This window comes from Spirillospora sp. NPDC052269 (assembly GCF_040679435.1).
In the GTDB taxonomy this organism is placed as follows: domain Bacteria; phylum Actinomycetota; class Actinomycetes; order Streptosporangiales; family Streptosporangiaceae; genus Spirillospora.
The window spans coordinates 142,136-163,209 of record NZ_JBFAUU010000020.1; the positions used below are offsets into that span (position 1 = coordinate 142,136).

16 protein-coding genes are annotated in these 21,074 nt (G+C 70.8%); 7 read left to right on the forward strand and 9 right to left on the reverse strand.

Translation table 11 applies throughout. The features are described from left to right. Positions 1–2 precede the first annotated feature (2 nt). From AB0L06_RS35415 to gcvPA, 3 genes are read right to left on the reverse strand one after another with little or no spacing between them, the layout of a single operon-like run. Positions 3–1,112 (reverse strand): ATP-NAD kinase family protein, encoded by a 1,110-nt coding sequence (locus AB0L06_RS35415; RefSeq protein WP_500235542.1) that lies wholly within the window; start codon positions 1,110–1,112, stop codon positions 3–5. Continuing rightward, on the reverse strand, positions 1,109–2,689 hold the full coding sequence (gcvPB, locus tag AB0L06_RS35420) for an aminomethyl-transferring glycine dehydrogenase subunit GcvPB (protein ID WP_500235543.1): 1,581 nt from the start codon (positions 2,687–2,689) through the stop codon (positions 1,109–1,111). The genes AB0L06_RS35415 and gcvPB overlap by 4 nt, the downstream gene beginning before the upstream one ends. Continuing rightward, positions 2,686–4,053, reverse strand: coding sequence for an aminomethyl-transferring glycine dehydrogenase subunit GcvPA (gene gcvPA, locus AB0L06_RS35425; protein ID WP_500235544.1), 1,368 nt, complete (start codon positions 4,051–4,053; stop codon positions 2,686–2,688). Before gcvPA ends, gcvPB begins: the two co-directional genes overlap by 4 nt. A 77-nt stretch (positions 4,054–4,130) precedes the next feature. Between gcvPA and AB0L06_RS35430 the strand changes: the two genes are divergently transcribed. From AB0L06_RS35430 to AB0L06_RS35450, 5 genes are read left to right on the forward strand one after another with little or no spacing between them, the layout of a single operon-like run. Further along, a complete protein-coding gene (locus AB0L06_RS35430; protein ID WP_500235545.1) occupies positions 4,131–5,471 on the forward strand; it encodes an ABC transporter substrate-binding protein in 1,341 nt (446 codons plus the stop codon). Positions 5,472–5,474: 3 nt separating this feature from the next. Beyond that, positions 5,475–6,404 carry a carbohydrate ABC transporter permease gene (locus tag AB0L06_RS35435; RefSeq protein WP_500235546.1) on the forward strand — a complete coding sequence of 310 codons (930 nt, stop codon included), beginning with the start codon at positions 5,475–5,477 and terminating at the stop codon, positions 6,402–6,404. After that, positions 6,401–7,225 carry a carbohydrate ABC transporter permease gene (locus AB0L06_RS35440; protein ID WP_500235547.1) on the forward strand — a complete coding sequence of 275 codons (825 nt, stop codon included), beginning with the start codon at positions 6,401–6,403 and terminating at the stop codon, positions 7,223–7,225. Before AB0L06_RS35435 ends, AB0L06_RS35440 begins: the two co-directional genes overlap by 4 nt. Beyond that, positions 7,225–9,222: a beta-galactosidase gene (locus AB0L06_RS35445; protein WP_500235548.1), complete on the forward strand. Its 1,998-nt coding sequence runs from the start codon at positions 7,225–7,227 to the stop codon at positions 9,220–9,222. Before AB0L06_RS35440 ends, AB0L06_RS35445 begins: the two co-directional genes overlap by 1 nt. 2 nt (positions 9,223–9,224) lie before the next feature. Then, positions 9,225–11,369, forward strand: a complete 2,145-nt coding sequence (locus AB0L06_RS35450) for an MGH1-like glycoside hydrolase domain-containing protein (RefSeq protein WP_500235549.1) — start codon at positions 9,225–9,227, stop codon at positions 11,367–11,369. Between the two features lie 80 nt (positions 11,370–11,449). On the opposite strand, the gene AB0L06_RS35455 is transcribed toward AB0L06_RS35450, so the two are convergent. From AB0L06_RS35455 to AB0L06_RS35470, 4 genes are all read right to left on the reverse strand, one after another. Further along, on the reverse strand, positions 11,450–12,532 hold the full coding sequence (locus AB0L06_RS35455; RefSeq protein ID WP_500235550.1) for an acetate/propionate family kinase: 1,083 nt from the start codon (positions 12,530–12,532) through the stop codon (positions 11,450–11,452). A 29-nt stretch (positions 12,533–12,561) separates the two neighbouring features. Beyond that, on the reverse strand, positions 12,562–14,988 hold the full coding sequence (locus tag AB0L06_RS35460) for a phosphoketolase family protein (protein ID WP_500235551.1): 2,427 nt from the start codon (positions 14,986–14,988) through the stop codon (positions 12,562–12,564). A 67-nt stretch (positions 14,989–15,055) separates the two neighbouring features. After that, on the reverse strand, positions 15,056–15,265 hold the full coding sequence (locus tag AB0L06_RS35465; protein WP_500235552.1) for a cold-shock protein: 210 nt from the start codon (positions 15,263–15,265) through the stop codon (positions 15,056–15,058). 296 nt (positions 15,266–15,561) lie between these two features. Continuing rightward, positions 15,562–16,632: a WD40/YVTN/BNR-like repeat-containing protein gene (locus AB0L06_RS35470; protein WP_500235553.1), complete on the reverse strand. Its 1,071-nt coding sequence runs from the start codon at positions 16,630–16,632 to the stop codon at positions 15,562–15,564. 167 nt (positions 16,633–16,799) lie between these two features. Between AB0L06_RS35470 and AB0L06_RS35475 the strand changes: the two genes are divergently transcribed. Both AB0L06_RS35475 and secY read left to right on the forward strand, forming a co-directional pair. Next, a complete protein-coding gene (locus AB0L06_RS35475) occupies positions 16,800–17,303 on the forward strand; it encodes a hypothetical protein (protein ID WP_500235554.1) in 504 nt (167 codons plus the stop codon). A 66-nt stretch (positions 17,304–17,369) separates the two neighbouring features. Continuing rightward, positions 17,370–18,665, forward strand: a complete 1,296-nt coding sequence (gene secY, locus AB0L06_RS35480) for a preprotein translocase subunit SecY (RefSeq protein WP_500235555.1) — start codon at positions 17,370–17,372, stop codon at positions 18,663–18,665. Positions 18,666–18,736: 71 nt separating this feature from the next. Here the strand turns inward: secY and AB0L06_RS35485 are convergent, their stop codons facing one another. Beyond that, entirely contained in the window at positions 18,737–19,720 is a 984-nt protein-coding gene (locus AB0L06_RS35485) for an alpha/beta hydrolase family protein (RefSeq protein ID WP_500235556.1), read from the reverse strand. A gap of 75 nt (positions 19,721–19,795) precedes the next feature. Then, the gene (locus tag AB0L06_RS35490) at positions 19,796–20,992 is read right to left on the reverse strand and encodes a glycosyltransferase 87 family protein (protein ID WP_500235557.1); all 1,197 of its coding nucleotides are present in this window, start codon (positions 20,990–20,992) and stop codon (positions 19,796–19,798) included. Positions 20,993–21,074 lie beyond the last annotated feature (82 nt).

Here is a 21,074-nt window from a genome sequence, read left to right on the forward strand (position 1 = left end):
GTTCAGGCTCCTTGAACGGGGTAGCGGGCGGTGCGGCCGCGGCCGGTGATCACGGTGCGGTAGCCGGCCAGGGCGCGGTCCAGGTCGGGGTCTCCGGTGTCGAGCAGCAGCGGGCGGCCGCCGAGGGCGGCGAGCTTGGCCTCGGTCGCGACCCCCAGCAGCCGGTCCGGGCCGACGGCGCGCAGCACCTCGGGCGCGATCTGCTGGTTGCCCCGGCCGAGCAGGAAGCCCTGCCCGCCGATCGGGGTGACCGCGATCCAGGTGCCGTCGGGATGGTCGGCGACGAGCCGGGCGAGTTCGGCGGCGTTGACGTCGGCGGCGAAGAACCGTCCGGCGCGCAGCACGTTGACGCCCATGACGGGGACGTCCACGCCGAGCGCCGCGGCGATGGCGCGGGTCGTCCCGCCGGGGCCGAGGACGAGCTGACCGTCGCCGACGCGCTCGGTGAGCTCGGCGGCGATCCCGCCGACCGCGTAGGGGTCGGCGGCCGAGCTGCCGACCTTCCGCTGCTGCACGCGGACGGGCACGTCGGGGACGAGCAGGTGGCCGTACAGCCGGGCCGAGACCCGGCCGGACCGGACGGCCTCCTCGTCCAGGTCCATGACCTCGGCCTCGGTGAACGCCCGTGTCGTGGCGACGCGGGCGGCGACCTCCCCGGCGGCGCGCGGCCCGACGCCGAACACCGCCGAGTGCATCTTCACGCCGGTCGGGACGCCGAGGACGGGCACGGACGTGCCGACCGCGTCCAGGACGTCCCGGGCCGTCCCGTCGCCGCCGGCGAACAGCAGCAGGTCGACGTCGAGCGCGAGGGCCTTGGCGGCGGCGACCGTGTCGGCCGCCGTCGTCCGCCCGCCGTCCGGGACGTACCGGACGTCCGGCTCGAGCCCGGCCGCGCGGGCCGCGTCCTCGCCCATGGGCCCGGCGGCGGTCAGCACGACCGGCGCGCCGACCCGGGCCATGAGCTCCTCCAGCGCGGCGGTCGCGCGTTCGGACGCGCGGGGGACCGCGCCCAGCTCACGGGCGCGGGCCTGCACGTCAGGGCCGTCGCTGCCCTTGAGGCCGACCCGGCCGCCGAGTCCGGCGACCGGGTTGACCACCAGTCCGTATCTCACTGGCCGAGGATCTTCCGGCGGTAGGCGCGCCAGGTGACGGCCCAGGTCTTCGGGTCGTCGAGGGTCGCCTGCCGGACCTGGTGGATCGTCGAGTTGTGCGGGGCGGTCCGGACGGTCTCCGGGTCCTCGTAGGCCTCGCGCGCGACCTCGGCGAGGATCGCGGCGTACTCGTCCAGGTCCTGCCGGGAGTAGGACTCGGTCGGCTCCAGCGTCATCGGCTCGGGCACCACGTACGGGTGGTGGCTCGTCCAGTAGTGCGTGCCGAAGTCGGCGGCGCGGACGCCGATCTCCTCGCTGTGGACGCCGGTGTCCTTGCCGAGCTCCTCCCAGGAGTACCGCACCTGCTCGATGCGCCGCTTGCCCTCGGCGTACGGCGCGGACACGCCGCGGATCTCCAGGATCCTCTTCATCAGGTAGTTGTTGTTCAGCACGGCGATCTCCGCGACCTCACGGAGGCCCTCCGCGCCGAGCGACATGATCCACGCGTACGCGCGCACGAGGTTCGGCACGACACCGTAGAACGGACGCATCTTCCCGACCGACTCGGGACGGTCGTCGTCCAGGTGGTAGCGCGTGCCGTCGAACTCCACGGTCGGGCGCGGCAGGAACGGCACGAGCTTCTCGCTCACGCCGGACGCCCCGGCCGCCGGGCCACCGCACGCGTGCGGGGTGGAGAACGTCTTGTGCAGGTTGAAGTGGCACATGTCGAACCCGGCGGCGCGGGCGCGGGTGATGCCGAGGATGCCGTTGGCGTTCGCCTGGTCGTAGGCGCACAGGCCGCCGGCCTCGTGCACGATGTCGACGAACTCGGCGATCCGCGAGTTGAAGATCCCGGTGTCCTCCGGGTTGGTGATCATCAGGGCGGCGGTGCGCGGGCCGACGGCCGCCTTCAGCGCCTCGATGTCGGGGTAGCCGTCCGCGTCCGGGTACAGGGTGATGACCTTGAACCCGGCGGTCTTGGCGCAGGCCGCGTTGGACGGGTGGGAGAAGATCGTCGTGATGACCTCGTCGCGCTGCTCCAGCTCGCCGCGCGAGGCGAAGTAGGCGCGGATCATCGCGATGTTGGTGTAGATCGCGGCCGAGCCCGCGCCGGGCTGCAGCGAGACCCGGTCCATGCCGGAGATCTCCGCGAGCATCTTCTCCAGGTGGTGCATCACCTCGAGGACGCCCTGGACGGTCGACTCGTCCTGGAGCGGGTGCAGCTCGGAGATCCGGTGGTCGCGGACGAACCGGTCGTTGACCTTCGGGCTGTACTTCATCGTGCAGGTGCCCTGGCCGACGTCGATGTTCATGTCGACGCCGAGGTTCTCCTGCGAGAGCCGCAGGTAGTGCCGCAGGACGTGCAGCTGCGACATCTCCGGGAGGCCGGGGGCCTCCTTGCGGCGCAGCGACTCGGGCAGCGAGTCGTCCAGGGGGACCTCGGGCGCCGGGACGCCCACGCCGCGCGTGCCGGGCGTGCCCAGCTCGAAGATCAGCGGCTCGTCCCAGCGCGCCTGGTGGAAGCGGCGCAGCGCGGGCTTCGGGGCGATCCGCGCGTCCTCGATCGAGACGGGTCCGGTGTTCGCGGGGGCGCTCACTTGCAGATCTCCTCAAGCAGGGCGGCGAGGCGGTCGATGTCGTCCTTGGTGTGCACCTCGGTGACGCAGTACAGGGCGTCGCGCTCGGACAGCGCGTGCCCGCCGAAGACGTCCTGCTCGCGCAGCGCCTCGTTGATCTCGGCGACGGTGCGGGAGCCGGTGAACCGGACGGCGAAGTCGGCGAAGTGCGGCGCGTCCGCGTTCGGCACCTCGACGCCCGGGACCGCCGAGAGGCGGGTGATGGCGTAGCGGGTGTTGGCCATGATGGTCTCGCCGACCTCGCGCATGCCGTGCGGGCCCATCAGCGCGAGGTAGACGCCGGCGGCGATACCGTTCAGCGCGGCGGCCGTGCCCACCCACTCCTTGCCCTCTTCGCGGATCGCGAAGGACGTGCGCTCGTAGGCGACGTCGCCGAAGCCGTACTCGCCCTCGACCGTGGTCGGCACGACGCCGAACAGGCGGGACGGGAACTCGGCGACCAGGTGCTCCTCGTCGCGGGTGGCGATGAACCCGGCGTTGCCGCCGCCGAAGCTCATGTGCACGCCGAGCGGCTGGACGTCGCCGCAGACGATGTCGGCGCCGTAGGACGCGGGCGGCGCGACGACGCCGAGCGAGATCGGGTTGCAGTTCACGACGTACAGCGCGCCGGCCTCGTGCGCGAGCTCGGCGAGCTCGGGCAGGGCGGGGTCGACGACGCCGAGGAAGTTCGGGGCCTCGGCGTAGACCGCCGCGACGTCGCCCTCGGCCACCGCGGCGCGGACGGCCGCGACGTCGGCGCGTCCGTCCACCACCGGGACGACGACCACGTCGTGGTCGGGCCGCACGTAGTCGACGACCTTGGACAGCTTGTCGGCCGCGACGGCCGAGGCGACGATGACGCGCCGCGCGCCGGTGACCCGTCCGGCCATCCGCAGCGCGGTGCCCGAGGCCTGGAAGCCGTCGTAGGTCGGGACGTTCACGACGTCCATGTCGAGCAGCTCACCCATGAGCGACTGGTACTCCCAGAGCGCCTGGAAGCGGCCGTGGTCCTCGTAGGGCTCGCCGGCGTAGGCGGTGAGGAACTCGGAACGGTCCACGACCTCGTCCACGACGGCGGGGACGTGGTGCTGGTAGACGCCGCCGCCGAGGAAGCTCAGCGCGTCCCGGGTGCTGGTGTTGCGGCCGAGCAGGCCGCTCATGTGCCGGACGAGTCCCGCCTCCGAGCGCATCGGCGCCGGCAGGTCGAGCGGGCCCTGCAGCCGCAGGTCCGCGGGGACGTCGACGTAGAAGTCCTCAACCGATTCGGCCCCGACGGCGTCGAGCATCGCGCGCTTCACATCGGGTGCCGCGTTGGGGATGTACGGGTGGGCAAACGAGCCGGTCATGCTCCCCCTCTTGACGAGAAACATCATCATTCGGTGTGCTGTATACAGCATTCAGCATGACGGGTCAGGAGGCAAGGGTGCATATCAACGGGACGAACCGGACACGAAGGTCGGTTCTGCTCGCGGGCGCGGTGGCCGCCGCGATCGCGTTGAGCGGCTGCGCCGCGGGCGGCGGTTCGGGCGGCAAGAAGTCCGCGCCGAGCCTCGCCGCCGGGTCGAACGCCGACATCAAGGGCGACGTCACGATCTGGTCGTGGGACGTCGCGGCGACCGCGCTCAAGCGCCTCGCCCCCGAGTTCGAGAAGCAGCACCCCGGGACGAAGATCAACATTGTCGACATCGGCTACGACAACGCCTACGACAAGATCACCGTCGGTCTGAAGGCGGGCAAGGGACTGCCCGACATCACCACCGTCGAGGGCCCGCGGTTCCAGAGCTTCGTCGGCTCGTTCCCCGGCAGGTTCTACGACCTGAGCACGCTCGCGGACAAGTACAAGGACCAGTACGACCCCGCCTCGTGGAAGACCGCGACCGACGACAAGGGCCGCATCATGGCCCTGCCGTGGGACTCGGGCCCCTGCGGCGTGTACTACCGCCGCGACCTGTTCCAGAAGGCCGGCGTCGACCCCAACTCGATCAACACCTGGGACGACTACGTCAAGGCCGGTGAGCAGGTCAAAGCCAAGACCGGGACCAAGTTCATCACCCTCGACCCGGCCGAGGACAACACCTTCCGGATGCTGCTCCAGCAGCAGGGGCAGGGCTACTTCAAGGACGGCAAGGTCGCGGTGAGCACGCCGCAGGCCGTCAAGGCGATGACGCTCCTGAAGCAGCTGTCCGACAAGGGCCTGGTCGACTGGGCGCGCGGCTGGGACGCCACGGTCACCTCGTCCAAGACCGGCAAGTCCGCCACCACGCCGCAGGCGGCCTGGTGGGGCGGCACGCTCACCGGCGAGATGAAGGAGATGAGCGGCAAGTGGGGCGTGTTCCCGCTTCCCGCGTTCGAGCAGGGCGGCGTGCGGACGTCCAACAACGGCGGCTCGCTGCTCACGGTCACCTCGCAGACCAAGAACCCGAAGACCGCGTGGGCGTTCACCGAGTTCATGCTCGCCAACAGCGCCAACCAGGTGTCCATGCTCAAGAACGAGGGCCTGTTCCCCGCGTTCCTCCCCGCGTTGAAGGACCCGCTGGTGCAGCAGGGCGACCCGTACTTCGGCGGCCAGGCGGCCAACAAGGTCTTCGCCGACCTGTCCCCGTCCATCCCGGCGATCGAGTACACCAAGGACGGCGCGAAGGCCACCCAGCTGGTGTGGTCGGCCAACGCGGCCGTGATGCTGCGCGGCAAGGACCCGAAGGCGACGCTGGACTCCACGGCCAAGCAGATCGCCTCCGCCACCGGCCGTCAGACCGCCGGGTAGCACATGGCAGCCGTGCAGACCAAGCCCGCGAAGCTCGAGAGCGTCCCCGCCGGGGACGCTCCCCGGCCGCGCCGGCGACGGTTCAGCCTGACCCACTGGTGGTTCACCGGTCCGGCGACCGTCCTGTTCGTGGCGTTCTTCGCCTATCCGCTCCTCGCGAGCATCTACCAGAGCTTCACCGCCGACCAGGACGGCGCGACCGTCTGGGTCGGACTCCGCCAGTACCGGCGGCTCGTCCAGGACCCGGTGCTCCTGCAGTCGCTCATCAACACCGCGATGCTGCTGGTCATCCAGGTCCCGATCATGATCGGCCTGGCGCTGGTCCTGGCCGGGGTGCTGAACGCGTCCTGGCTGCGGTTCCGCGGCGGGTGGCGGCTGATGTACTTCCTGCCCGCCGTCACCACCCTGGTCGCCTACTCCGTGGTGTTCCGGGTGCTGCTCAAGACCGACGGCGGCATGGTCAACCAGATGCTGGACGGCGTCGGGATCGGCGGCGTGGACTGGCTGAACGACGCGACGTGGGCGCGGATCTCGCTGATCCTGTCGATCACCTGGCGGTGGACCGGCTACAACGCGGTGATCCTGCTGGCCGGGCTCCAGGCGATCGGCCGTGAGCAGTACGAGGCGGCGTCGATCGACGGCGCCGGCGCGGTCACCACGTTCGTCCGGGTGATCGTGCCGCAGCTCAAGCCGGTGATCCTGTTCTGCTCGATCACCTCCACCATCGGAACGCTCCAGCTGTTCGACGAGAACTACGTGCTGACGCGCGGCGGACCGGACAACACGACGATGACGCCCGTCCTGTACCTCTACAAGGTCGGGTTCGACCAGATGGACTTCGGCTACGCGGCGGCGATCGCGTGGGTGGTCGTCCTGCTGATCGGCCTGGTGTCGCTGGTCCAGTTCCGCCTGCTGGGAAGGGGGTCGCGGTGAACCCGAAGATTCTGGGCCGGGCGGGCGGGTACCTGATCCTGCTGGTCGGCGCGGTCGTCAGCCTCGTGCCGTTCTACTGGATGGCGGTGGCGGCCACGCACAACACCGCCGACCTGTTCGGCTCCCCGCCGCCGTTCATGCCCGGCGGGGCGCTGATGGACAACCTGTCGCGGCTGCAGTCCGAGCACCGGTTCGGACGGGTCGTCGTCAACAGCCTCGGCGTCGCCGTCGTGTACACCGTGCTCAGCTCGCTGATCTCGGCGATGTGCGGCTACGGCCTGGCCAAGTACAGCTTCCGCGGCCGGGGCGTCCTGCTCGGCGTGGTGCTGGCGACGATGATGATCCCGATGCAGGTGCTGCTGGTCCCGCTGTTCCAGATGATGGCGAACCTCGGCTGGACCGACACCTACCAGGCGGTCATCCTGCCGTTCCTGGCCAACGCGTTCGGCATCTTCCTCATGCGGCAGGCGTTCCTCGCCTTCCCGGACGAGCTGATCGAGTCGGCCCGCATCGACGGCGCGAGCGACCTGCGGATCTTCTACCAGGTCGTCCTCCCCGGGGTGCGCCCGCAGCTCGGCGCCCTGATCATCTTCACCTTCATGAGCCAGTGGAACAGCTTCATCTGGCCGCTGCTCATGCTGAACACCGAGGAGAAGTTCACCGTGCCCATCGCGCTCAACCAGATGATCGGGCTGTCCCATGTGGACTACTCGGGCCTCATGCTGGGCTCGTTCGTGGCGACCCTCCCGATCATGATCGTGTTCTTCGTCTTCCAGCGGCAGTTCGTCGCCGGCCTGCTCGGCGGGGCGGTGAAGGGCTGATGACCGGTGGGAACACGACCCTGACGCGGGTCGGCGGGATGCTGTACGGCGGGGACTACAACCCCGAGCAGTGGCCCGAGGAGGTGTGGGCCGAGGACGCCGCCCTGATGAAGGAGGCCGGCGTCAACATGATCACCGTCGGCGTCTTCTCCTGGGCCAAGATCCAGCCCGGCCCGGACGCCTGGGACTTCGCGTGGCTGGACCGGCTGCTCGACCTCCTGCACGGGCAGGGCATCGCGGTCGACCTGGCCACGGCGACGGCGTCGCCGCCCGCGTGGCTCGTGCGCGCGCATCCGGAGGTCCTGCCGGTCCGGTCGGACGGTGTCCGGCTGGAGTTCGGGTCGCGGCAGCATTACTGCCCGTCCTCGCCGGTGTACCGGGAGGCCGCGGTCACGCTGGCGCGGAAGATCGTCGAGCGGTACCGGGACCACCCGGCGCTGGCGCTGTGGCACATCCACAACGAGTACGGCGACCACGTCACCGAATGCTTCTGCGCGGAGTCGGCGGCCGACTTCCGGCGCTGGCTGCGCGAGCGGTACGCCGACCTGGAGACGCTGAACTCCGCGTGGGGCACGGCGTTCTGGTCGCAGCGGTACGGGTCGTGGGACGAGATCGAGCCGCCGCGCGACGCGCCCGGCCCGGTCAACCCGACGCAGACGCTCGACTGGCGGCGGTTCTGCTCGGACGCGCTGCTCGCCTGCTACCAGGCCGAGAAGGACATGGTGGACGAGGTGTCCCCCGGCATCCCGGTGACCACGAACTTCATGTCGATGTTCAAGGTGCTGGACTACTGGAAGTGGGCGTCCCGCGAGGACTTCGTCTCCGACGACGCCTACCCCGACCCGCACGACCCCGAAGCGCACATCACGGCCGCGATGAACTACGACCTGATGCGCTCGCTCAAGGGCGGTCAGCCGTGGCTGCTCATGGAGCAGGCCCCGTCGGCGGTGAGCTGGCGTCCGGTGAACGTGCCGAAGCGTCCGGGACTGCACCGGCTGTGGTCGCTGCAGACGGTCGCGCGCGGCGCGGACGGCGTCATGTACTTCCAGTGGCGGGCCTCGCGCGCGGGCGCGGAGAAGTTCCACAGCGCGCTGCTCCCCCACGGCGGGACGAAGTCGCGCGGCTGGGCCGAGACGGTCCGGTTCGGGGCTGAACTGGCGAAGCTCGGCGGGGTCGCGGGCAGCCGCACCGAGGCCGACGTCGCGATCGTCCTGTCCTGGGACTCGTGGTGGGCGCTGGAGCAGGAGGACCACCCGTCCACGCGGCTGGAGCTGAAGGCGATCGTCGCATCCTGGTACCGGGAGCTGTGGAAGCGGAACATCGCGGTCGACTTCGTCCCGCCGGAGGCCGACTTCGAGCGGTACAAGGTCGTCCTCACGCCGAACCTGTACATGCTGCGGACGGACACGGCCGAGCGGCTCACCCGGTTCGTCGCGGGCGGCGGCCACCTGGCCTGCGGGTTCTTCTCCGGGATCGTGGACGAGCACGACCACATCCACCTCGGCGGCTACCCGGCCCCGCTGCGCGACGCGCTCGGCGTCGTCGTGGACGAGTTCTGGCCCGTCCCCGACGACGAGGCCGTGCAGGTGGAGGGTGAGGTCGAGGGCCTGGGCGGGGCGACGCTCTGGAGCGAGTGGCTGGACGTCACGACCGCCGATCCCGTCGCGTCCTACGCCGAGGGCCCCCTGGCCGGACGGCCCGCGATCACCCGCAACGCGCACGGCGACGGGCTCGGCTGGTACCTCAGCTGCCACCTGCCGTCCGCGCTCGGCCTGGTCCTGGACGCCGCGGAGGTACGCCCCGTCCACGAGGCGCCCGAGGGCGTCGAGGTGACCCGGCGCGGCGACCACCTGTTCCTGCTGAACCACGCGGACACCGTGTCGCGTGTGAGCGGTTTGTTCGGTACTGATCTGCTGTCCGGCGCGACCGTCCGGGGCGAGCTCGAACTCCCCCCGCTCGGCGCCGCCGTCCTCACCCCCGCATCCGAAACAAGGTGACCATGCGCTACCCCCTGAGCGCCGCCATAGGTGTCGTCGCTCTCCTCCCCCTGACGGCGGTGCCCGCGCACGCGGCCCCCGCCGGTCCCGACGGCCGGACCGGCTACGCCAACGTGCTCGACATGAAGGGCACCCCCACGGCGTCCGAGCCGCCGGAGTTCAACGACATCAACGTGTTCTCCGACCGCGGCGCATGGCATGCCTACGCCCTGCCCGAGGACCCCGCGACCTACGGCGGCTTCACCGGCCCGCTGTACATCGCGCAGGAGTACCCCTGGTGGCTGAGCAAGGCGTTCAGCCGCATCCAGCTCAGTGAGAACGGCCGCAGGATCGACCTGTCCGGCGCCAAGCCGAAGCTGTCGGCGCTGCCCGGCCTGCTCCGCCAGGTCTACGAGCTGGACGGCCTGAAGCTCACCCTCGAGCTGCGCTTCGGCAGCGCCCACTCCGCGCTCGTCCGCGCGTTCGTGGAGAACACCGGCCGGACGGCCCGGACGATCCAGGTCGGCTGGACCGGCGAGCTGCTCCGCCCGGACGCCGAGCCGATGAAGAGCGCCCCCTCGCTCAAGGCCACCGGGACCGGCGTCCAGGTCGACTTCGCCAAGGTCCGCAAGACCTGGAGCTACCTGACCAACGGCACCGAGCGGTTCCAGATCACGCACGCCGAGCCGGTCCGGACGACCATCGCGGGCGACTCCTACACCACCGACCTGGCCCGTCCGCTGACCGTCAAGCCGCGGGCGACCAGCGCCCTGACCTGGGCGGAGACCTACACCTTCGACGACGCCGAGCGGCGCGCGGAGGCCCCGGCCGTCGCGGGCCTGCTGCGCTCGCCCGAGCGCGCCGAGGCCCAGGGCGACGAGCGCTGGAAGGGCTACGTCTCCAAGGCGACCCGGGGCGTCCCCGCCGAGCGGCGGCGCCTGGCGGTCAAGTCCGTCGAGACGCTGGTGTCGAACTGGCGCGGCCCGGCGGGCGCGATCCGCCACAACGGGATCACGCCGTCCATCACCTACAAGTGGTTCAGCGGACTGTGGTCGTGGGACACCTGGAAGCAGGCGGTCGGCACGGCGAAGTTCGACCCGGCGCTCGCCCGGGACCAGATCCGCTCGATGTTCGACTACCAGATCACCGCGGGGTCCAAGGACCGGCCGCAGGACGCGGGCATGATCCCGGACGCGATCTTCTACAACACCCCGGCCGAGGGCGGCGGCAACTGGAACGAGCGCAACAGCAAGCCGCCGCTCGCCGCCTGGTCGGTCTGGGAGGTCTTCCTCAAGGACCGGGACGCCTCGTTCCTGCGCGAGATGTACCCGAAGCTGGTCGCCTACCACGACTGGTGGTACCGGACGCGCGACCACGACCACAACGGGCTCGCCGAGTACGGCGCGACGGTCGACCCGGCCAACGCGACCGAGGACGACCAGATCGAGGCCGCCGCGTGGGAGAGCGGCATGGACAACGCGCCGCGCTTCGACGCCGACCTCGGCGTGAAGATGCTGGCCAACACCGACGCGTCCGGCAAGGTCGTCGGCTACTCCATCAACCAGGAGTCGGTCGACCTCAACGCCTACCTGGCCGCCGAGAAGCACTACCTCGCGCTGATCGCCAAGCAGTTGGGCAAGCACGCCGACGCCGCGAGGTTCGAGAAGGACTCCGCCAAGGTCGCCGGGCTCGTGCGCGCGCGGATGTACGACACCAAGACGGGCTTCTTCTACGACTCGTCCATGGCCGCCGACGGTGGGAAGACCCTCACCGAGCGCGGACGCGGCATCGAGGGCGCGATCCCGCTGTGGGCGGGCGTCGCGTCGAAGGAGCAGGCCGCGGCCGTCCGGTTCAAGATGGTGGACCCGAACGAGTTCGCCACCAAGGTCCCGTTCCCGACGGTGTCGAAGAGCTCGCCGTACTTCCAGTCGACCAAGTACTGGCGCGGGCCGGTCTGGATCGACCAGGCGTACTTCGCGCTCAAGGGCCTGCGCGGCTACGGCTACAACGCCGACGCCCGCACGCTCGCCGACCGGCTGCGCGCCAACGCGTCCGGCATGCTCGGCGACGGCGCCCTGCACGAGAACTACGACCCGCTGACCGGCGCGACGCTCAACTCGCCGAACTTCAGCTGGTCCGCGGGCCTGCTCCTCGCCATGGACGACTGAACCACGGACGCCATGGACGCCATGGACGGCTGAGGCGCCCGCGCCGAAGTCCGTCCGCCCTGGCCGGCCACCCCTCGGGGCTAGCCGGCCAGGGCGGAACGGGTGCCCGCGGCGATCTCCAGATCCTCGCGGGCCCCGACCACGGCGACGCCGACCTCGCCCCCCGCCGGGCTGAGGACGGCGTCGCCGTGCGCGTTCTCGTTCGGGACCGAGTCGATCCGGACGCCGAGGAAGGCCAGGTCGGCGGCCAGTCGCGCGCGGGCGACCGTGTCGTGCTCCCCGACGCCGCCGGTGAACACCAGCGCGTCGAGCCCGCCGAGCGCGGCGGCCATCGCCGAGGCGCATTTCCGCAGGCTGTGGTGGTACACGTCGAGTGCCGCCTCCGCCGTCTCGTCCCCGGAGGCGGCCCGCTGCCGCAGTTCGCGCATGTCGCCCGTCCCGGCCAGGGCCCGCAGTCCGGAGCGGTGTTCGAGGGCGTCGTCGATCTCCTCCGCCGGGACGCCGTGCTTGAGCAGCCACATCGGGATGCCCGGATCCACGCTGCCCGCCCGGGTCGCCATCACCAGCCCCTCGAGCGGCGTGAACCCCATGGTCGTGTCGACCGACCGGCCGTCCAGGACGGCCGCCAGCGAGGCGCCCGCGCCGAGGTGGCAGACGACCATGCGCCGCGGCCGTCCGAGGAGCGCGGCCGCGCGGCGCGAGGCGTGGGCGAACGACAGCCCGTGGAAGCCGTAGCGGCGGATCGCGAACCGCTCACGCCACTCCTCGGGCACCGCGTACGTGGCGGCGGCGTCCGGGATGCCCGCGTGGAACGCGGTGTCGAAGCAGGCCACGACCGGGACGTCCGGCAGCGCCCGCCGGATCTCCCCCAGCGCGTACAGCGACATCGGCTGGTGCAGCGGCGCGAGGTCGATCAGCGTGTGCAGGTTCTTGGTCACCTCGTCGTCCACGACCACAGGACGGGTGTAGTCCCGCCCGCCGTGGACGAACCGGATGCCCACCGCGTCCGGGCGGGGCATGCCGGCGATCAGGGCGAGCACGCGCTCCGCCTCCCGCTCCACCCCTCCGGTCGGCAGTTCGGCGTGGAGGAGCACCTTGTCATCGGCGTCCAGCAGTGCGAGCTTCACGCTGCTGGACCCCGGGTTCACCGTGAGCACACGCATCGAAGAATCCCCCCTTTGTACGGCCGTACTCAGTAAGGCCAGACCCAGTCGCGGACCTCGGGGGCGTCCTCCCCGTGCTCGCGCGTGTAGGCGCGCATCCGCAGCCGTGTGTCGGCCATCTGCTGCCGGATGTTCCCGACGCGTCCGCCGAGGCCGGGGACGCGGTCGATCACGTCCATGACCAGGTGGTACCGGTCCATGTCGTTCAGCATGACCATGTCGAAGGGCGTGGTCGTCGTGCCCTCCTCCTTGTAGCCGCGCACGTGCATGTTGTCGTGGTTGGTGTGCCGGTAGACGAGCCGGTGGATCAGGTACGGGTAGCCGTGGAACGCGAAGATGACCGGCTTGTCCGTGGTGAACAGGGCGTCGAACTCGTAGCCGGGCAGCCCGTGCGGATGCTCCCCGACCGGCAGCAGCCGCATCAGGTCCACGACGTTCACGACCCGGACGCGCAGCTCGGGCAGCAACTGCCGGAGCAGGTCGGCGGCGGCGAGCGTCTCCAGGGTCGGGACGTCGCCCGCGCACGCGAGCACGACGTCCGGGTCGGCGCCGCCGTCGGTGCTCGCCCACTCCCAGATGCCGATGCCGCGCACGCAGTGCCGGACGGCCTCGTCCATCGGCAGCCACACCGGCGCGGGCTGCTTGCCCGCGACGACCACGTTCACATAGTCGCGGGAGCGCAGGCAGTGGTCGGCGACCGACAGCAGCGTGTTGGCGTCCGGCGGCAGGTAGACGCGGATGACCTCGGGTTTCTTGTTCATGACGACGTCGATGAACCCGGGGTCCTGGTGGGTGAAGCCGTTGTGGTCCTGCCGCCAGACGTGCGAGGACAGCAGGTAGTTCAGGGACGCGACCGGCGCCCGCCAGGGCAGGCCCCGGGAGACCTTCAGCCACTTGGCGTGCTGGTTGAACATCGCGTCCACGATGTGCGTGAACGCCTCGTAGGTGTTGAACAGGCCGTGCCGCCCGGTGAGCAGGTAGCCCTCCAGCCAGCCCTGGCACAGGTGCTCGCTCAGCACCTCCATGACCCGCCCGGACGCCGCCTGGTACTCGTCGGTGTCGCGCCGCTCGCCCGCGAAGACCCGGTCGGTGACCTCGAAGACCGCGCCCAGCCGGTTGGAGAGCGTCTCGTCCGGGCCCATGATCCGGAAGTTGTCCGGGTTGGCAGACACCGCGTCCCGCAGGTAGCCGCCGAGGACGCGGGTGGCCTCGGCGGTCCCGGTGCCGCGCTTGTCCACGTGGACGGCGTGCTCGCGGAAGCCGGGCAGTTCGAGCGGGCGCAGCAGCCGTCCGCCGTTGGCGTGCGGGTTGGCGCTCATCCTCCGGTCACCGGCGGGCGCGAGGCCGCGGAGCGCCTCGACCGGACGTCCGTCCTGGTCGAAGAGCTCCTCGGGACGGTACGAGCGCAGCCACGCCTCCAGCTGCGCGAGGTGCCCGGGGTCCTCCCGGACGCGGGCCAGCGGCACCTGGTGCGCGCGCCAGGTGCCCTCGACGGGCAGGCCGTCCACCACCTTCGGGCCGGTCCAGCCCTTCGGCGTGCGCAGAATGATCATCGGCCAGCGCGGACGTCCCGTCGCGCCCTGCTCGCGCGCCGCGTGCTGGATCCGGGCGATCTCGTCCAGCGCGCCGTCCAGCGCGGCGGCCATCTCCCGGTGCACCCGCGCCGGATCGTCCCCGGACACGATCACCGGCGCGTACCCGTGGCCCTCGAACAGCGCGCGCAGCTCGTCCTCGGGGATCCGGGCCAGCACCGTGGGGTTCGCGATCTTGTAGCCGTTGAGCGCCAGGATCGGCAGGACCGCGCCGTCGTGCACCGGGTCCACGAACTTGGTCGAGTGCCAGCTGGCCGCGAGCGGCCCCGTCTCGGCCTCGCCATCCCCGACGATGCACGCCACGACCAGGCCCGGGTTGTCGAGCGCGGCGCCGTAGGCGTGCGCGAGCGAGTAGCCGAGCTCGCCGCCCTCATGGATCGATCCCGGCGTCTCCGGCGCGACGTGGCTCGGGACGCCGCCCGGGAAGGAGAACTGCCGGAACAGCCGCCCCATCCCGGCCGCGTCCTGCGAGACCTCCGGGTAGACCTCGCTGTAGGTGCCCTCCAGCCAGGCGTTCGCGACGGCCGACGGCCCGCCGTGCCCCGGCCCCATGATGTAGATCATGTCGAGGTCGCGGGCCCGGATGACCCGGTTGAGGTGGACGTAGCAGAGGTTCAGGCCGGGCGAGGTCCCCCAGTGCCCCAGCAGCCGGGGCTTGATGTGCCCGGGCCGCAGCGGCTCGCGGAGCAGCGGATTCGCCATCAGGTAGATCTGACCGGCCGACAGGTAGTTCGCGGCACGCCAGTAGGCGTCGATCAGGCCGATCTCGGTATCGGTCGGCGGCGCGGTCATGCTCACGTTGTCCTCCCGGTGGGTCGCCTGCCCCTCACGCCCTTCCTTCCCGGCGACGGCCACGGGAGTCATGCCTTACCGGATCATTCGCGCCCTCGCCCCTGGCCGGGCGTGGTCCCCAGACGGGCGGCGGCGACGCCTACTGCTCGAGGACCACGACGTTCTCGGCCTGTGGCCCCTTCGGCCCTTGCACCAGGTCGTATTCGACCCTGTCGTTGTCCATGAGGGACTTGTAGCCGGCCGATTGAATCGCGGAGAAGTGCACGAAGACGTCCGGCCCGCCGTCGTCCTGGGCGATGAACCCGAACCCCTTGTCCGCGTTGAACCACTTCACAGTGCCCGTGGCCATTCCATTTCCCTCACGCTCAGTGTTCAGTGCTCACTCTATGTTCCCGGTAAGGCCGGAGTGAATCAGGCTTGCCGCTCGGCCCGCTCGGGCGGACGCTCCAGGAATTCGGCCACTGCCCGTCTACGACCCAGCCCCTCCCCGATCCGGTTGCCCGCCTCTTTCGGAGCAAAAGCAACGGCGAGGAGGCCCTGAAGCCTCCTCGCCGGAGATCATCCACGATGATTTCTCATCTGGTCATGCAGGGTGCCGGCGATCCGGCGATCCGAACCGCGAGCAGGCCGGGCACCTGGCGCCCACTAGCCCATGCGGGCGATGCGCCCCTTCTCTCCCGACGCCCAGCAGCCGCCGTGCGCGCACGAGACGGTGTCGAAGCTGCCAGTGTCGAATCGCGTCCAGGTGCGTCCGTTGTCACGGGACAGGTCGCTGCCGGTCGGGCCGACCGCGATCAGCGCCGGCCCGAAGTACGTCACGCCCGAGCGGTACTCGGCGGGCGGACGCGGCGCGAGCCGCCAGGACCGTCCGGCGTCGCCCGTGGTCGCGGCGGCGTCCGGGGACGGCTCGCCCGGACGGTAGTCCCCGCCGACCGCGACGCCGTGCCGGGCGTCCCGGAAAGCCAGCCCGAACACGCCCGCGGCCGCGCCGCTTGGCAGCGGCGTGTCGCTGACCGTCCAGGTGCGACCCCGGTCGCGGCTGTGGAACACGCGCGAGCGCTCGCCGCCGCCGGTCGCGATCCACGCGTCGCGGGAGCCGCGCGAGACCAGGCACTGGCCGCTCGCGGCGAAGGCGGCCTCACCGGGCAGCGCGGCGGGCATCCCGGCGTTCGGCAGCACCTTCCAGCTCCGCCCGCCGTCGGCCGTGGAGAGGATCCGGAACTTCCCGTCCACCGGGTCGCTGACCGCCAGCCCGTTCCGCCGGTCGAAGAAGGTCATGCAGTCGTAGAACGCCTTCGGGTCGTCGTTCTTGAACCCGGTCGTCCATGTGCGGCCGCCGTCGGACGTCCGGTACACCCGGGACGCGTCGCCGTCGCCGATCGCCAGGACCACGGCGTTGTTGGCGTCGAACGCCTCCACGTCGCGGAACTCCAGGCCGGCCGCGTCCGCCGGGGCGACCTTCGCCCACGTCCGGCCGCCGTCCACGGTCCGCAGGACGGTCCCGCCGCTGCCCGCGGCCCAGGCGGTGTGCCGGTCCACGGCCGCCAGGCCCCGGAACCGGGCCTGCACGCCGCTGTCGGTGAGTTTCCAGCCGGGCTGCGGCTTGCCCGGGTGCGGGGTACCCGCGTGGGCCGTACCGCCTAGTCCGGCGGCCAGGGTCGCCGCCGCCAGGCCCGCCACCGGGAGGGCCCGGACGATCTTCCGCGTCAGAGTCATGGCGCGGAAGGTAGCGAAACGTGATCTTCACGTCCAGACCCGGCGTACCGGAAGGTACCTCCGGGGTCGCCCGGTCGATGCCGGGCCGTACGGCTCGGTCGTGTGGACGGTGCTCCCGGCCACTACTAAGGTGTGCGCTGGACGACACTGAGCGGACGGGGGTGGACGTGGACGGCACAACACCACGTCACCGCAGGCTGCTCATGCTCCTGGCGGGCCTGTTCGGGCTCGTCACGACCATCGCGTCCGCACTGCCCGGCGGCTCCGCGGCCCCCTTGGAGAGCTCGGCCAGCGCGTCCGGCCTGCCCGGACAGGAGTGCGCGAACCACAGCGCCCAGAGCTCGGCCCAGGAGCTCACGCCCCGGGAACCCACCGCACAGGAGCGGATCTGCCAGGAACGGGCGGCCCAGCGCAGCCAGGTCCTGCAGGCGGGCGCCGCCCTCTTCCACCGCTACTACGCGGACATCATCGCCCGCTACGAAGCGCGGCCGGGCGATCACGCCACGCGGCCCCAGCTGTCGGCGATCCGCACGGCCACGCCGCGTCCGGCCGAGGCGCCCGCCTCGCTCTCCGGACGCGCCGTCCCGCCCGCGACGGACCACCGGCCGCCGTCCGCGCCCGGCGGCGAGACCGACCCCGTGCGCGGCCCGCCTCCCATCACGGATCTGTGACAGTCCCTGTTGACGACCGCGGACGCCCAGGAATGGCGTCGCGGCTTGATCCGTATGGAGCCCATCGTGCTCACGGCCTTCGCCCGGGCGTTCCGAACCCCGGACCTTCGCAAGAAACTCTTCTTCACGGTCTTCATGATCGTGGTGTTCCGGGTCGGCCAGAACCTGCCGACCCCGAACGTGAACGTGCAAGTGCTCAAGCAGACGGCCGACGCGGCCAAGAAGTCCAACCAGCTCTACGGTCTGGTGGACCTGTTCTCCGGCGGCGCGCTGCTGAAGCTGTCGGTGTTCGCGCTGGGCATCATGCCCTACATCACCGCGTCGATCATTCTGCAGTTGTTGACGGTGGTGATCCCCCGGCTGGAGGCCCTGAAGAAGGAGGGCCAGGCCGGGACGACGAAGATCACGCAGTACACCCGGTACCTGACGGTGGGCCTGGCGATCCTGCAGGGCACCGGCATCGTCGCAATGGCCGCGACCGGCAGCCTGTTCCAGGGCGCCGGCGGCAACCAGGACATCCTGTACAAGACCAGCATCTTCCCCGTCATGACGATGGTGATCTGCATGGTCGCCGGCACGTCGGTGATCATGTGGCTGGGTGAGCTGGTCACCGACCGCGGCGTCGGCAACGGCATGTCGATCCTGATCTTCACGCAGGTCGTGGCGGTGTTCCCGTCCCAGTTCTGGTCGATCTACAAGGCCAAGGGCGGGTTCGTCTTCACGCTGGTGATCGTGGTGGGTCTGGCGATCATGGCCGGTGTGGTGTTCGTCGAGCAGGCCCAGCGGCGGATCCCGGTGCAGTACGCCAAGCGGATGGTCGGACGCCGGATGTACGGCGGGACCTCGACCTACATCCCGCTGAAGGTGAACCAGGCCGGCATCATCCCGGTCATCTTCGCCTCCTCGCTGCTCTACCTGCCCGTCCTGGCGACCCAGCTGTGGCCGAACGTCAAGTGGCTGCAGAAGGTCCAGCCCTACCTGCACCAGGACAACCCCTGGCACATGGGCATCTTCTTCGTCTTCATCATCTTCTTCACCTACTTCTACGTCGCGATCACCTTCAACCCCACTGAAGTCGCCGACAACATGAAGAAGTACGGCGGGTTCATCCCCGGCATCCGTCCCGGGCGTCCGACCGCCGAGTACCTGGACTACGTCCTCACGCGCATCACGACCCCGGGCGCGCTCTACCTGGGCCTGGTGGCCCTCATCCCGATGGTCGCGTTCGCCATGCTCAACGCCACGCAGAACTTCCCGTTCGGCGGCACGAGCATCCTGATCGTCGTCGGCGTCGGACTGGACACGGTCAAGCAGATCGAGTCCCAGCTCCAGCAGCGCAACTACGAAGGTTTCCTGCGCTGACATCCTGCTGAACAGCACGAGCAGACGGCCACTCCGGCGTTCCGGGGTGGCCGTTCGGCGTGTCGGGGCGGTCAGGCGGCCATGGACGAGAACCAGTGAACGATCTTCCCGGTCCCGGCGACGTTCGTGCCGAGGTGCAGCGAGCCCTGGTAGAGCGGCTTGCCGAGGTTCTCGACCTGCGGGTCCACGCCGCGTTCCCGCAGCGAGGCGACACAGTGGTCGGTGTTGAGGGTCGTCGCCTGCTCGTCGGCCTCGGCCTTGTAGAACCGGACGGTCATCCGGGGCGTCCAGGCCTTGCAGACCTCGCCGTCGGTCCGCAGTTCGGCGCCCGCGAGGTCGTAGGCACCGCTGATCGGCGCGACGGCCTTGACCCGGAAGTGCGGGTCCGTGCCGTCCTGGAGGGTGCGGGCGAGCCCCAGCGCGGACGACGCGCCCTGGGAGAAGCCGGTGATCAGCACGTCCCGATCGAGACTGTGACCGGTGCGCGGGGCGAACGCGCGGGCGGCGCGGAGCATGTCCAGCGACGCCGAGGTCTCGGACGGCACGTCCTTCCACGGATGCGCGCCCGGCCCCTCGCCCAGCCCAAGGTAGTCCGGAAGGACCGCGGCGAAACCGGAACCCGCGTAGGTGTAGGCCGGGCCGACGGCCCACGGGGTGATGCTCACGGAAGGGGCGTCCGGCTTGTAGCTGATGGTCCCATGCGTGTACGAGACCGGCGTGAGCCGACCCCGCTTCCCCTGAGGCACCACGAACAAGCCCGTGGCGGTCGCCGCAGCGCCCTTGGTGTCGACCGTCCGGTAGGTGAGCCGGTAGGCCTCCACCCCGTGCTTCACGGTCGTGGCGTCGAACCCGCCCTGACCGAGCACCGTACGAACCTCCTCCACGGACAGACCGCGCAGGTGCTCGGCCTTGACGAGCGAGCCGCGCTCCGTCGCGGGCACGGTGAAGGGCGCGGGGACCGAGGGCCAAGTGCCCGAAGGGGGGCTCGAAAGCGCGCCAAGGCCGACGACTGCGGCGCCTGTGAGGGTCACGGCGGTGAAGTTCTTGGGGCTCATGGTTCCCAAGCCTCGGCCTCACCACCCCGGACGCGCGTCCCGCGCGACGGTGATCCCCGCGCTCACCCCTGAGAGCTAAGAGACCTCGGCCGGCTCCCGGTGCGGGGCCGGGTCCCGGCGCTGGAATGGTTCGTCCTGGACGAGCTCCAGGCGCGGCGGCTCAGGGGCGCGGACCGGGCGCCGCAGTTCGAGCGCCGCGTACACCAGGAACGCGACCCCTGAGAGCAGGTAGCAGTTCGCGACCGCGGTGATCAGCCAGTGGAAGCCCCACTCCCGGTCGGTGCCGTCGTGCGGCGTCCACCAGAGCGGGGACAGGACGAAGATCACGTACACGCAGCCCGCCGCCACGCGGTGCCCGTTCCGGACGAGCAGGACCAGCGCCGGGAGCACCCACACCCAGTGGTGCGCCCACGAGATCGGCGAGACCAGCAGGCCGGTCACCCCGGTCACCGCGGCCGCGCTCAGCCAGTCGCCGCGCCGCGCCCACAGGGCCGCGACCGCGAGACCGGCGACGGCGACGGCCACGGAGATGATCGGGTACCAGCTCTGGACGCGGTCCGGGTGGCCGCCGAGCATCCGGGAGAGCATGCCGAACGGCGACTGGTTGCTGATGTAAGTGACACCGACGCGCGAGGTGTCGCGGAAGGTGCCCGTCCAGTAGACGCGCGACGCGTCCGGAGCGATGAGCCAGGTGCCCGCGACGGCCACGGCGAACGTCCCGATGGCGATGGCCGCGGCGCGGATGCGCCCGGTCACCAGCAGCAGGACGATGAAGATGCCCGGGGTCAGCTTGAAGGCGGCGGCGAGGCCGATCCCGACGCCCGCCGTCCGGCCGCGCGCGACGGCCTTGATGTCGGCGACGACCAGGGCGAGCAGGAAGAGGTTGACCTGCCCCTGGAAGAAGGTGTGGTACATCGGCTCGAGGAGCATCGCGGCCGCGACGAGGGTGGCGACCGTGTTCCGCGTGACGGGGCGTCCGGCCAGTTCCAGCAGGTTCACGCAGGCCCAGACGAGCGCGGCCAGCGACGCGAACTGCCAGCCCACCCGCGCCACCGTCAGCGGCAGTTCCGCCAGCGGCGAGCAGAGCAGCGCGAACACCGGGGAGTTGGTGTACCAGTGTTCGGCGAGCTGCTCGGTGTAGAGCCTGGCCCCGTCGGTCACCACACCCCCGCCGAGCCGGTAGATGCGGAAATCCAGCGAGTCCCAGAGCACGGCGGACACCGCGAGGGCCGCCATCTCGACGGCCAGCAGAACACGGACGAACATCTTCATGCCGCAAAGATCACCCGCGGGCCCCATGTCCGTCGTCGGGCCGTCGGCCACACTTGCGCGGGCAGGGGTAGCCCCTGGGCGT